This window comes from Amycolatopsis sp. cmx-8-4, assembly GCF_046548675.1.
In the GTDB taxonomy this organism is placed as follows: domain Bacteria; phylum Actinomycetota; class Actinomycetes; order Mycobacteriales; family Pseudonocardiaceae; genus Amycolatopsis.
In genome coordinates this window covers 1-10,960 of the sequence record NZ_JAEBDZ010000014.1, presented here as the reverse complement: position 1 = coordinate 10,960, position 10,960 = coordinate 1, and the positions used below count along the sequence as shown (strand labels likewise).

The window sequence follows — 10,960 nt, the reverse complement described above, 5'->3', positions numbered from 1 at the left end:
CGTCATCCACCGGGTGCCGCGGCGGGGACCTGCACCGTGACGCGGAGCCCGCCGCCGGGACGGGCGGTGAGGGTGAGGCTGCCATCGTGGGCCTGGGTGATGCTCTTGACGATGGCCAGGCCGAGGCCGACGCCGGTGTGCTCGCCGCGGACGCGCGAAGTGCCGCGCTGGAACGGTTCGGCCAGCGTCGAGAGCACCTGCGGGGTGAGCTGCTCGCCGGTGTTCTCGACGGTGAGCACGACGGTTCCGCGGCGGACCCCGGTCGTGACCGACACGGTGCCCCGGTCCGGCACGTTGTGGACGATCGCGTTGTGCACCAGGTTCGTCGTCAGCTGCAGCAGGAGCGCGTGCGAGCCGGTCGTGCGGGCCAGGTCGCCGGCGGTCTCGATGGTGACGCCGTGCTTCTCCGCGAGCGGCAGCAGCGTTTCCGCGGCCTCTTCCGCGGCGAGCGACAGGTCGACGTGCTCGCGGCTGAAGGACCGCCGGTTGGCGCGGCTGAGCATGAGCAGCGCTTCGGTGAGGTCGATCGCCCGGGTGTTGACGAAGTGGAGGCGCTCGACGAGCTCACCGGCGTCGCGGTCCGGGTCCTTGCGCGCCACGTCGAGAAGCGTCTGCGTGATCGCCAGCGGGGTGCGCAGCTCGTGGGACGCGTTGGCCGCGAACCGCTGCTGCTCGGCGTCGTGCGCTTCGAGCCGCGCGAGCATGGTGTCGAAGGCGTCGGCGAGCTCGCGGAACTCGTCTTCCCGGCCTTCCAGCTGGACCCGGTGGGACAGCGAGCCGTTCGTGGCCAGGCGGGTGGCGTTGGTGATGCGGGTCAATGGCGCGAGCATGCTGCCGGCGAGGAGCCAGCCGCCCAGGAGGCCGAAGACCAGCAGGAACAGCAACGCGACGGCGGCCTTCGGCGCGAACGCGGCCAGCAGGTCGGCCCGGTCGGGCACGGCCATCGCCCCGAGCATGCCGGGCGGCGGCTCGATCACCTCGGGGACGTACCGCAGCAGGAACACCCACACGACCGCGAGCAGCAGGGCACCGGCGAGCAGGATGACCCCGGCGTAGCTGAGGGTGAGCTTGACCCGGACGCTCAGCCCCGGCTGCCTAGCCACGGTCCCCTCCCGCGTCGATGCGGTAGCCGACACCGGCCACGGTGGCGATGATCCAGGGTTCGCCGAGGCGTTTGCGCAGGGCCGAGACGGTGATGCGGACGGCGTTGGTGAAGGGGTCGGCGTTCTCGTCCCACGCCCGTTCCAGCAGGTCTTCGGCGCTGACGACCCCGCCTTCGGCCGCGACGAGCACCTCGAGCACGGCGAACTGCTTCCGGGTGAGCGCGACGTACCGGTCGTCGCGGTAGACCTCGCGGCGGAAGGGGTCCAGCCGCAGGCCCGCGATCTCGCGCACCGGCGGCCGGGCGTGCGCGCGCCGGCGGTCGAGCGCCCGCAGCCGCAGGACGAGCTCGCGCAGGTCGAACGGCTTGGTGAGGTAGTCGTCGGCGCCGAGCTCGAACCCGGACGCCTTGTCGTCGATCCGGTCCGCGGCGGTGAGCATGAGGATCGGCATGCCGCTGCCGGAGGCGACGATGCTCTCGGCGATCTCGTCGCCGGAGGGCCCGGGGATGTCGCGGTCGAGGACGGCGATGTCGTAGGAGTTGACGCCCAGCAGCTCCAGCGCGGTGTCGCCGTCACCGGCGATGTCAGCGGCGATCGCCTCCAGCCGCAGCCCGTCGCGGATGGCCACGGCCATGTAGGGCTCGTCCTCGACGATCAGCACACGCATGAGCCCGATGCTACGAGCCGGCGTCTATCGCCGGCCTATCGAAAACGCCGTACGGGCCGGCAACACCGTCTTGCCTTGGCTGAAGGCATGTCCACCAGCGAACAAGCCCGGGCGCACGGCGCGGTCCCCGCCCCGGTGACGGTCTTCGACGACGACGTCCCGGCCGTGGCCAACCTCGATCCCGCGCTGCGCGGCGCCCTGCGCCGAGCCGCGAAGGAAGCCGGCATCGAGTTCGTCGTCAACGGCGGCTGGCGTTCCCCGGAGTACCAGGAACGGCTGCGCCGGGAGGCGGTCGCGAAGTACGGCTCGGAACAGGAAGCCGCCCGCTGGGTCGCCACACCGGCGACGTCCGCCCACGTGTCGGGAGACGCGGTCGACATCGGCCCCGCCGAAGCCAGGAGGTGGCTGTCCGAGCACGGCGCGGGCTACGGGCTGTGCCAGATCTACCGCAACGAACCCTGGCACTACGAACTACGCCCGGAAGCCGTCGAAAACGGCTGCCCGCCGATGTACCCCGACCCGTCGCACGACCCGAGGATGCGGCGGTGATCAGCACGTGCCCGTGTCGATCTTCCAGGGCTCATGTCGGCGGCGAAGCCGATCGAGAGCAAAGCTGGCGCGCCGAGCAGGCCGGAACACACCTCAGTCGCAACGCAAAGCTGCAGTGCGCCGTCGAGACGCTGGTGCTCGGCTCCGACTCGCCCTACTCGCTCGGCGACGAGCTGCGCGAGAACGTCACCTACATCGGCGAAACCGTGCAGGACGCCGACGTCGAGACGGCCATTCTCGGTGGTACCGCGGCCCGGCTGCTCGGCTTACCCGCGTAACGCCGGAGCGGCCCTGAGACTGCGGACGGTGTCGGCCACGGTCTCCTCGACCGGGCGGGGCCGCCAGCCCAGCACGGTCCGGGCCTTCGCGGTGCGGATGACCGGGACCCGGCCCAGGCGGGCCGCCGCTTCCCGCATGGCGGGGTCGGTTTCGGCGGCCGCCCGCACCTGCTCGGCGGTCAGCTCCACAGTGGACAGTCCAGGCCCGCCGACCATGCGGGCCAGGTCCAGGAAGCTGATCGACGCGCCCGCCGTGGCGAGGAAGCGCTCACCTGCGGCCTGAGGGTGGATCATCGCCCGGACGTGCAGGTCGGCGACGTCGCGGACGTCGACGACGCCGAACGACAACGGCGGCACCACTGGCATGGCGCCGTCCAGCACCGCCCGCACCAGCCCGACCGACGACGACAGGCGCCCGCCGGAGACCGGGCCGAAGATGCCCGTCGGGTTGATCACGGCCAGTTCCGGGCCGCCCGCCGACCGGACCTGGTCCCAGGCCGCGCGTTCGGCGATGACCTTCGACCGGACGTAGGCGCTGTTCGGATCGGCAGGGTCGGTCCAGTCAGCCTCGGTGTACTCCTCGCGGGGCTCGGCGCTGTAGCCGACCGCGGCGAACGACGACGTCAGCACCACCCGCCGGACGCCGGCCTCCCGGGCGGCGGCGAGGACCCGCACGGCGCCGTCGCGGGCCGGGCGGATCACCTCGTCGTCGTCCTCCGGCGCGCCGGGCGGGAACGGCGACGCCACGTGCAGCACGTAGTCGACACCGTCGGTCGCCGCCGCCCAGCCGTCGTCGGCACCGAGATCGGCCTGCACCACCTCCGACGCGGCGAGTGCGTCGGAGCCGGCCGCGCGGCCGGGATCACGCACGGTCGTGCGGACGCGGTAGCCCGCGGCCAGCAGCCGCGTGATGCTGTGGCCGCCGAGGTGGCCGGTGCCGCCGGTGACCAGCACGAGCGTGTCGGCCGGCCGGATGTCGTCGTTCATTCGGGTGTCCTTCGCGGTGAGGTCAGAAACGTTCGATCAGGCCCACGAGCCGCGGGATCAGGCCCTGCGCCGCGGCGGTGTCGCCCCGGTCGCGGGCGTCCCACAGCCGCGCCTTCAGGCGCAGGTACTCCAGCCGCAGCGTCAGCCGCTCGATCTCGGCTTCCAGCCGATCGGCGTGGTGGTCGAACAGCTCACGCTGCTCGGCGGCCGCCGCGTCGCCGCGGGCCAGCAGGTCCAGGTACCGCCGCAGGTCCTCGACCCGCAGGCCCGCCGAACGCAGGCAGCCCAGCGAGTCGAGGACGTCCATGGCCGCCGCGTCGTACCGGCGGTGCCCGCTGCTCGGGTCCCGCGGCACCGGGCCGATCAGCCCGATTTGCTCGTAATAGCGCAGAGTGGGCTCGCTCAGCCCGCTGCGCCGCGACGCCTCCAGGATCGTCAGCCGGACTTGTTCACCCGCGACTCGTGCTGCCATGGGACCAGCTTGCAGAACCTCAAGTGCTTGAAGTCAAGCGCGGCTCAGATCTGGTTCTCGCCGCCGTCGACGTAGAGGTTGCTGCCGATCACGAAGCTGCTGTCCGCGGAGGCGAGGAACGCCACCGCCGCGGCCGCTTCCTCCGGGCGGCCCATCCGGCCGATCGCGATGTCGCCGCCCAGCTTCGCCTTGAAGTCGTCCGCGTTCTCCGCGCCGACCAGTTCGGTGATTCCGTTGGTGTCGATCGGCCCCGGCGAGACGGCGTTGACGCGGATGCCCCGGCCCACCAGCTCGTGGGCCCAGGTCCGCGCGAACGACCGGACGGCGGCCTTCGACGCCGCGTACAACCCGAAGGCCGGGGTGCCGTTGTCGGCGGCCGTGGAGGCGTTCAGGATCACCGAGGCGCCGTCGTTGAGCAGCGGCAGCGCTTTCTGCACGGTGAGCAGCGTGCCCTTGACGTTGACGTCGAAGATCCGGTCGTACTCCGCCGCGGTGACCTGTTCGAGCGTCGCGAACGCGGCGGTGGCCGCGTTGGCGAACAGCACGTCCAGGCCCCGACCGCGCTCGCGGACCGCGTCGTAGAGCCGGTCCAGGTCGGCCGGGTCGGTGATGTCGCCCGGCACCGCGGTGACCCCCGAGCCGATGACCTCGACGGCTTCGGCCAGCTCGGTCTCGCGCCGGCCGGTGATGAACACGTGCGCTCCTTCGGCGGCCAGCCGCGCGGCCGTGGCCCGGCCGATCCCCCGCGTGCCGCCGCCGGTGACGACCGCCGTCTTGCCTGCCAGCTTGCCCATGTCCGGACCTCCACAGATTTAAGCACCGATCGGTACAGATCTCGACCGTAGCACTTCCGAACCGACCGGTACCGAAGAGGTATGATCGGCACCATGAAGGCACCGATCGGACGACCGCGGGGGTTCGACGCCGACGCGGCCCTCGGGCGGGCCATGGCCGTCTTCTGGGAGCAGGGCTACGAAGGCGCGAGCCTGGCCGACCTGACCGGCGCCATGGGCATCACGAAAACGAGCATGTACGCGGCCTTCGGCAACAAAGAAGACCTGTTCCGCAAGGTCCTCGAACGCTACGAGCAGGGCCCGGCCGCGTACGTGGCCCGCGCGCTGCGGCAGCCGACCGCCCGGGAGGTGGCCACGACGTTCCTGGCCGGCTCGGTCGCGACGAGCACCCACCCCGGCGACCCGGCCGGCTGCCTGAGCGTCCAGGGCTCACTGGCCGCCGGCGAGGCCGGGCGGACGGCCCGCGACCTCCTCACCGCCTGGCGCGACCGGGGCCGCGTGCACCTGCGCGACCGGTTCCGGCGGGCCGTCGACGACGGCGACCTGCCCCCGGACGCCGATCCGGAGCTGCTAGCCCGGTACGTCATGACGGTGGCGAACGGCATCGCCGTCCAAGCCGCGGGCGGCGCCGGCCACGACGAGCTGCAGCAGGTGGCCGACGTCGCCCTGCGCAACTGGCCGCCCGCCTGACCGGCGCCGTTTCCGTCAGCCGGGCTGGAAGAACGCGAGCAGCCGCTGGGCCGCGTCCGGCGACATCAGCAGCTCCTGCATGCCCGCGGACATCCGGGCGGCCGCACTGGTGCGCTCGTACATCTCGCGTTCGTATTCTCCGACGGCGGCCGGAAAGTCGTCCGGGTGCGCCGCCAGCGCGAGGCCGAGCAGGGCGCCGTCGAGCAGCGCCATGTTCGCCCCCTCCCCCACCGGCGGCATCAGGTGCGCGGCGTCGCCGATCAGCGTGACGTCCGGCGCCGGCGGCCAGGTCAGGCCGGCCGGGAGCGTGGTGATCGCGCGCGCCACGACCGTGTCGTCGCAGGCCGCGATCAGCGCGGTGATCCGCGGGTCCCAGCCGGCGAGCAGGTCGATCAGCCGCGCCCGGGCGGCGGCCGGGTCGTCGAACGGGATCCCGCAGGTCGCGATCCAGTCCTCGCCGGTGTTGTAGAAGCTGAGGCCGATGCGGACCCGCCCGTCGCCGTTGCGTTGCGCCGCCAGGGAGAGCCCGTCGCCGAACACCCAGTAGTTGCCGCGCCCGACCATCGCCGCGAGGCCGGGGTGCGTGCGGTCGATGTCGGGGATGCCGACCTCGACGATGTTCTGGCCGATGTGCGCCGGGCGGGCGTCGGTCAGCAGCGCGCGGACCCGCGACTGCGCGCCGTCCGCGCCGACCAGCAGGTCGTACGTCGCACTGCGGCCGTCGGTGAAGCGCAGCACGCCGTTGCCGGCGGACTCGAACGCGTGCCCCCAGCGCACCACGCCTTCCGGGAGGGCATCCAGGAACAGGTCGCGCAGGTCGGCGCGGTCGACCTCGGGGCGCAGCAGCGGCGCGTCGTCGGGCGTGTCCTCCTGGAGCAGCAGGGTGCCGTCCGGCTGGAGAAGGCGCATGTCCTGGCCTTCCCCGCGGGCGATCGCGTGGAACCCGTCGATCAGGCCGGCCTCGTGCAGCGCCCGCTGACCGGAGTGGATGTCGAGCATGCCGCCCTGGCCGCGCGCGTCGCGTGACGGCTCGCGTTCGTAGACGACGGCGTCGATGCCGTGCACATGCAGCACCCGGGCGAGAGCCAGGCCACCAAGACCGGCTCCGACGATGGCGATGGTCATCGGGTCCCCCTTCGATACAGTGTATTGACAGATACAGCGTATCTCACCATGCGATGTATCGTCTCCGGCATGTTGGTGTGGGAACGGCCGGAACCGCCGGATCGACCGGTGCTCGCCCCGTTGAGCCGGGAGCGGATCGTGCGCGCGGCGATCGGGCTGGCCGACGCGGACGGCCTGGACGCGGTGTCGCTGCGCAAGGTCGCCGCGAAGCTGGACGTCGGCCCGATGCGGCTGTACGGCTACATCGCGAGCAAGGAGGAGCTGCTCGACCTGATGGTCGACGCCGTCTACGCCGAGATCCGGCCGGCCGGCGACGGCTGGCGGGAGGTGCTCCGGTCGCACGCCGAAGCCGTCCGCCGGGTAGTCCACGAGCACGAGTGGTTCGCCGACCTGCTGGGCGGCCGGCCGCAGCTCGGCCCGAACGCGCTGGCCAACGGCGAGACGGTGGTGGCCGCGCTGGGCGCCGTCGGCCTGGACGCCGTGATGCCGACGGCCGCCGCGGTCAACGCGTACGTGGCCGGCGCGGTGCGCCGCGAGATCGTCGCCCGACGGGCCGAACGAGCCACCGGGATGGACGAGAAACGCTGGCAGGCCGCGCTCGGGCCATACCTGGTCCGCACCTTCGCCGACGGCCGGCACCCGGCCCTGGCCACGGTGGTGCGCGACGCCGCCCACCTGGACGCCGACCAGACGTTCCGGATGGGGCTCGACTTCCTGCTCGACGGCATCGAGGCCCGCATCGCGAAGTGACGCGCGGCGCCGGGCCGGCCGCGGCACCTCGTTCACCGCGCCCGTCGGCACCAGGTCGGCGACGACGGCGTCCGCGAGCGGATCACCTTGGCGCTTCAGCGCTTCGAGCGGTGTGGACGCGGGCCGTTGTGGCAGGATCGGGACCATCGAGACCGCGGGAGACGTCAGCATGCCGAGCCCCGAGATGCAGGCCGTGATCGACGAGCTGCGGCTGCGGAAGCAGGCCCGCGCGGGCCAGGCCCCGCCCGCTTTGGACGACCTCCGTGCCGGCTTCGCCCCGGCCGGACGGCCGCCCGAGGCGATCCCGGACGACGTGACCGTCACGGCGGTGGACGCCGGCGGCGTTCCCGCGCACTGGTTGTCGGCGCCGGGCGCCGATGCCGGGCGGATCCTGCTCTTCCTCCACGGTGGCGGGTTCTCGCTGGGTTCCCTGCGCAGCCACGGCGAACTCGCCGCGCGGCTCGGCCGGGCCACCGGGATGCGCGTGCTCTTCCCGGAGTACCGGCTGGTGCCGGAGCACCCGTTCCCCGCCGGGGTCGAAGACGCGCGAGCGGTGTGGCACTGGGTGCGCGCGCAGGGCGTGCCCGCCGGTTCGGTGGCGCTCGCCGGCGATTCGGCCGGCGGTGCGCTCAGCCTGACGTTGCTGCTGTCCCTGCGCGACGCCGGCCAGGACCTGCCCGCGGCCGCGGTGGTGCTCTCCCCCGCCATCGACCTGACGGCGTCCGGGGCTTCGATGGCCGAGCGCGCGGACGAGGACCCGATCTTCACGCCGGGGATGATCCGCGGGATCGCCGCGGGCTACCTCGGCGAGGCCGACCCACGCGCACCCCTGGCCTCGCCGTTGTTCGGCGACTTCACGGGGTGGCCGCCGTTGCTGGTGCAGGCGGGCACGGCCGAGGTGCTGCTGAGCGACTCCGAGCGGCTGGCGGAAGCGGCGGCGGCCGCGGGCGTCGACGTCACGCTGACGGTCGGCGAGGGACTGCCCCACGTCTACCCGATCATGGCGGGCACGCCCGAGGCGGCCGAAGCCACTCGCGAGATCGCCGCGTTCCTGGGCAAGCACGTGCGCTGAGCCGCGGCCCGGCTCAGGTCCGGACGACGTCGGCGGCCGCCGGCAGCGGTTTCGGGCCGGTCACCTGGACCAGCACCGCGCCGGCGAGCAGGATGACCGCTCCGGCCAGCTGGGCGGGGCCGAGCGCCTGACCGAGCAGCAGCCACGCCAGCGCGGCGGCGACCAGCGGTTCCACCAGCGCCAGCACGCTCGCGACGGCCGAGGGCAGCGCGCGCAGCGACTGCAGGCCGGCCAGGTAGGGCAGCACGGTGCCGGCCACGGCCAGCGCCACCAGCGCGAGCCATACCGGCACCCGCAGGCCGCCCAGGTCCGCCGGGGCGGCGAGCAGACCCGCGGGCAGCGTCCACGGCGGGCTGACCGCGACCACCACGACCGCGCCGATCGCCAGCCCGGCCGCCGTCAGCCCGAACGGGTCATGCCGGCTCGCGCCGTGCTCGCCGAGCAGGAAGTACCCGGCCGAGCAGATCGCCGCGCCGAGACCAGCCGCGACACCCAGCAGATCCAGCCGGGCGCCTTGCCAGACCTGGGCGACCAGCGCCAGCCCGGCCACGGCCAGCCCGATGCCCAGCCACACCGGCCCGGGCAGCCGGGTGCGCCGCACCACCCGCACCCACAACGCGACCAGCGCGGGCGCCAGGTTGACCAGCACCATCGCCACGCCGACCGGAACCCGGGCCACGGCCACGAAGAAGAACAGCTGCACCCCGGCGACGCAGAGCACGCCGTACCCGAGCAGCAGCCACAGGTCGCCGCGGCGGAACCGCAGCGCCCGCGGCCGCAGCACGCCGACCACCGGCACGAGCAGGAGCGCGGCCAGCCCGATCCGCACCGCCGTCACCGCGGCCGGCGACCAGCCCGTCGCCATCACGGCTTTGGCGACCGGGCCGGAGCTCGCGAACAGCACCCACGAGGTCAGGCTCAGCCCGGTCGCGCGCGCCCGGCTCGGGGCGATCTCGTCCACTGTGGCCACGCCCGCAGTGTGCCTCCGGAACCCGCGCCCGGAACAATAATTAACGCTCTGCCGCCCCGAGGATGACGGGCCTACGTCGGGCAACGTACGGCGCGGTTACGCGTCAGCGCGGATGGCAGGAGCGCCGGGCGCCGACAGAGTTGTCCGCATGACTGGACTCGACGTGCTCGGCCGCACCACCGCCGCCCGGATCGCCCTGGCGGGGCTCGGTGTCGGCGTCATCGGCCTGGTGATCCAATGGATCGCCGATCCGGGAAGGTTCCCGGCGTTCCCGCCCGGGATCATCATCATCGCCGTCTTCGGCGCCCTCGTCGTACTGACCGCGAAGTGGTGGTGGAGCCCGCTGCTGGCCACGCTGATCTCGTTGTGGATCGCCGGGGTCGGCTTCGCACTGGTGCTGCGCAACTTCGGCGTGGGCAACCCCGGGCTCGCGGCCGGCACCGCGGTCATGGCCGTGGGCCTGTGGGGCGCCGCGATCGCCGGGATCATCGCCGCCGTGCAGGGGTTCCGGCGCCGGGAGCTCGCTTCCGTCCCGCCGGCCGTGTCGTGATCGTCCGGCCCGCGACCCGCCGCACCGCGAACGTCGCCCGGTGGGCCTGCCGGATCCTCGGTGTCCTCTTCGTCGCGACCAGCCCGATCGTGGTCTTTTCGGCGGATACGCCGAGCCGCTGGCACACGCTCCTGCACTTCGTCACCGGACTGGTCGCCCTCTACGCCGGATTCCGCGGCGGGGCCAAGGTGTTCTGCCTCGCCTTCGGCTGCGGGTACCTGGTGTTCGGCGCGCTCGGTCTCGTGCTCGGCGACCGCGCGGCCGACCGCATGTGGCACGTCGGGCCGCTGCACCTGATGACGGGCGACCACCTGTTCCACGTCGTCCTCGGCACGGTCGTCCTCGCCGCGGGGGTCGTCACGCGGGGCCGCGCGACCGGGTAGCACCGATCACGATCCGGGCCGATTCCCCGAAGTCGCCTCCTCGCCCGAGCGGAGGTGCTTACGATCACCGCGATCGATCAGGGAACGGAAGGTGCGGGGCTCGTGCGGATTCTCTCGGCGGTGTTCGGGGCGCTGTTGTTCGTGGCCGGGATGGCGTTGCTGGTGACCGGCGCGGTCGCGGCGTTGAACCTGGCCGACGACCCCACTTCGGGTTCGTCGGACTGGACCTGCTCGGCGCAGAACAGCGAGCAGCGGTGCGACTACAGCGTCGGGTCGCTGCCGGAGACGCAGGCCGAGATCACCGGCGACCTGGCGCTGACCGTCGCCGGCGCCGGGATCGCGATCTGCGGCGCGATCTTCGTCCTGATCGGCAGCCAGCGCTTTCCCCGGCCCGCCGCGCCGGTGCCCGCCTACCCGCCGATGCAGCAGCAGTACCCGCCGCGCTAAGCAGGTTGCCAGAAGTTGTGTCCGTAACTCGCCGAAGTTGATGTCTCCACAACATGAAGAGCCTCGTCAGGTTGGATTGGGTTACCACACTCAACACGACCCGACGAGGCCTTCACCAGTATG

15 protein-coding genes are annotated in these 10,960 nt (G+C 72.9%); 8 read left to right on the top strand and 7 right to left on the bottom strand.

The window, feature by feature from the left end; translation table 11 throughout:
- Nucleotides 1-2 precede the first annotated feature (2 nt).
- Nucleotides 3-1,103 carry a sensor histidine kinase gene (locus tag ACLJQZ_RS27635; protein ID WP_410622789.1) on the bottom strand — a complete coding sequence of 367 codons (1,101 nt, stop codon included), beginning with the start codon at nt 1,101-1,103 and terminating at the stop codon, nt 3-5.
- Nucleotides 1,096-1,770 carry a response regulator transcription factor gene (locus ACLJQZ_RS27630; protein ID WP_410622788.1) on the bottom strand — a complete coding sequence of 225 codons (675 nt, stop codon included), beginning with the start codon at nt 1,768-1,770 and terminating at the stop codon, nt 1,096-1,098. The genes ACLJQZ_RS27635 and ACLJQZ_RS27630 overlap by 8 nt, the downstream gene beginning before the upstream one ends.
- An 87-nt stretch (nt 1,771-1,857) precedes the next feature.
- On the opposite strand from ACLJQZ_RS27630, the gene ACLJQZ_RS27625 reads away from it, so the two are divergent.
- Both ACLJQZ_RS27625 and ACLJQZ_RS27620 read left to right on the top strand, forming a co-directional pair.
- Nucleotides 1,858-2,319, top strand: coding sequence for a M15 family metallopeptidase (locus tag ACLJQZ_RS27625; RefSeq protein WP_410622787.1), 462 nt, complete (start codon nt 1,858-1,860; stop codon nt 2,317-2,319).
- Nucleotides 2,320-2,453: 134 nt separating this feature from the next.
- Complete coding sequence (locus ACLJQZ_RS27620; protein WP_410622786.1) at nt 2,454-2,597, top strand: hypothetical protein; 144 nt, start codon at nt 2,454-2,456, stop codon at nt 2,595-2,597.
- Here ACLJQZ_RS27620 and ACLJQZ_RS27615 read toward each other — a convergent pair.
- From ACLJQZ_RS27615 to ACLJQZ_RS27605, 3 genes are read right to left on the bottom strand one after another with little or no spacing between them, the layout of a single operon-like run.
- Nucleotides 2,586-3,584, bottom strand: coding sequence for an NAD-dependent epimerase/dehydratase family protein (locus ACLJQZ_RS27615; protein ID WP_410622785.1), 999 nt, complete (start codon nt 3,582-3,584; stop codon nt 2,586-2,588). The two genes, ACLJQZ_RS27620 and ACLJQZ_RS27615, sit on opposite strands and share 12 nt — an antisense overlap.
- A 22-nt stretch (nt 3,585-3,606) precedes the next feature.
- On the bottom strand, nt 3,607-4,056 hold the full coding sequence (locus ACLJQZ_RS27610) for a MerR family transcriptional regulator (protein ID WP_410622784.1): 450 nt from the start codon (nt 4,054-4,056) through the stop codon (nt 3,607-3,609).
- Nucleotides 4,057-4,100: 44 nt separating this feature from the next.
- Nucleotides 4,101-4,850, bottom strand: a complete 750-nt coding sequence (locus ACLJQZ_RS27605; RefSeq protein WP_410622783.1) for an SDR family NAD(P)-dependent oxidoreductase — start codon at nt 4,848-4,850, stop codon at nt 4,101-4,103.
- 93 nt (nt 4,851-4,943) lie between these two features.
- Between ACLJQZ_RS27605 and ACLJQZ_RS27600 the strand changes: the two genes are divergently transcribed.
- A complete protein-coding gene (locus ACLJQZ_RS27600; RefSeq protein ID WP_410622782.1) occupies nt 4,944-5,540 on the top strand; it encodes a TetR/AcrR family transcriptional regulator in 597 nt (198 codons plus the stop codon).
- Between the two features lie 15 nt (nt 5,541-5,555).
- Here the strand turns inward: ACLJQZ_RS27600 and ACLJQZ_RS27595 are convergent, their stop codons facing one another.
- A complete protein-coding gene (locus ACLJQZ_RS27595; RefSeq protein ID WP_410622781.1) occupies nt 5,556-6,665 on the bottom strand; it encodes an FAD-dependent oxidoreductase in 1,110 nt (369 codons plus the stop codon).
- A gap of 69 nt (nt 6,666-6,734) precedes the next feature.
- Here ACLJQZ_RS27595 and ACLJQZ_RS27590 point away from each other — a divergent pair, with 69 nt between their 5' ends.
- Together ACLJQZ_RS27590 and ACLJQZ_RS27585 are read left to right on the top strand one after the other, a co-directional pair.
- Nucleotides 6,735-7,415, top strand: coding sequence for a TetR/AcrR family transcriptional regulator (locus ACLJQZ_RS27590; RefSeq protein ID WP_410622780.1), 681 nt, complete (start codon nt 6,735-6,737; stop codon nt 7,413-7,415).
- A gap of 169 nt (nt 7,416-7,584) precedes the next feature.
- Complete coding sequence (locus tag ACLJQZ_RS27585) at nt 7,585-8,487, top strand: alpha/beta hydrolase (RefSeq protein ID WP_410622779.1); 903 nt, start codon at nt 7,585-7,587, stop codon at nt 8,485-8,487.
- 13 nt (nt 8,488-8,500) lie between these two features.
- Here ACLJQZ_RS27585 and ACLJQZ_RS27580 read toward each other — a convergent pair whose 3' ends face one another.
- Entirely contained in the window at nt 8,501-9,457 is a 957-nt protein-coding gene (locus tag ACLJQZ_RS27580) for an EamA family transporter (RefSeq protein ID WP_410622778.1), read from the bottom strand.
- A 148-nt stretch (nt 9,458-9,605) separates the two neighbouring features.
- Here ACLJQZ_RS27580 and ACLJQZ_RS27575 point away from each other — a divergent pair, with 148 nt between their 5' ends.
- The 3 genes from ACLJQZ_RS27575 (at nt 9,606) to ACLJQZ_RS27565 (ending at nt 10,837) form a co-directional block, all read left to right on the top strand.
- Entirely contained in the window at nt 9,606-10,007 is a 402-nt protein-coding gene (locus tag ACLJQZ_RS27575) for a hypothetical protein (protein WP_410622777.1), read from the top strand.
- Entirely contained in the window at nt 10,004-10,390 is a 387-nt protein-coding gene (locus ACLJQZ_RS27570; protein ID WP_410622776.1) for a DUF4383 domain-containing protein, read from the top strand. The genes ACLJQZ_RS27575 and ACLJQZ_RS27570 overlap by 4 nt, the downstream gene beginning before the upstream one ends.
- Nucleotides 10,391-10,492: 102 nt before the next feature.
- The gene (locus ACLJQZ_RS27565; RefSeq protein ID WP_410622775.1) at nt 10,493-10,837 is read left to right on the top strand and encodes a hypothetical protein; all 345 of its coding nucleotides are present in this window, start codon (nt 10,493-10,495) and stop codon (nt 10,835-10,837) included.
- Nucleotides 10,838-10,960 lie beyond the last annotated feature (123 nt).

Bases quoted from the DNA above. Each gene is read 5' to 3' on its own strand.
- ACLJQZ_RS27630 (WP_410622788.1), bottom strand. From the start codon at position 1,770: ATGCGTGTGCTGATCGTCGAGGACGAGCCCTACATGGCCGTGGCCATC.
- ACLJQZ_RS27625 (WP_410622787.1), top strand. From the start codon at position 1,858: ATGTCCACCAGCGAACAAGCCCGGGCGCACGGCGCGGTCCCCGCCCCG.
- ACLJQZ_RS27615 (WP_410622785.1), bottom strand. From the start codon at position 3,584: ATGAACGACGACATCCGGCCGGCCGACACGCTCGTGCTGGTCACCGGC.
- ACLJQZ_RS27610 (WP_410622784.1), bottom strand. From the start codon at position 4,056: ATGGCAGCACGAGTCGCGGGTGAACAAGTCCGGCTGACGATCCTGGAG.
- ACLJQZ_RS27605 (WP_410622783.1), bottom strand. From the start codon at position 4,850: ATGGGCAAGCTGGCAGGCAAGACGGCGGTCGTCACCGGCGGCGGCACG.
- ACLJQZ_RS27600 (WP_410622782.1), top strand. From the start codon at position 4,944: ATGAAGGCACCGATCGGACGACCGCGGGGGTTCGACGCCGACGCGGCC.
- ACLJQZ_RS27595 (WP_410622781.1), bottom strand. From the start codon at position 6,665: ATGACCATCGCCATCGTCGGAGCCGGTCTTGGTGGCCTGGCTCTCGCC.
- ACLJQZ_RS27590 (WP_410622780.1), top strand. From the start codon at position 6,735: ATGTTGGTGTGGGAACGGCCGGAACCGCCGGATCGACCGGTGCTCGCC.
- ACLJQZ_RS27585 (WP_410622779.1), top strand. From the start codon at position 7,585: ATGCCGAGCCCCGAGATGCAGGCCGTGATCGACGAGCTGCGGCTGCGG.
- ACLJQZ_RS27575 (WP_410622777.1), top strand. From the start codon at position 9,606: ATGACTGGACTCGACGTGCTCGGCCGCACCACCGCCGCCCGGATCGCC.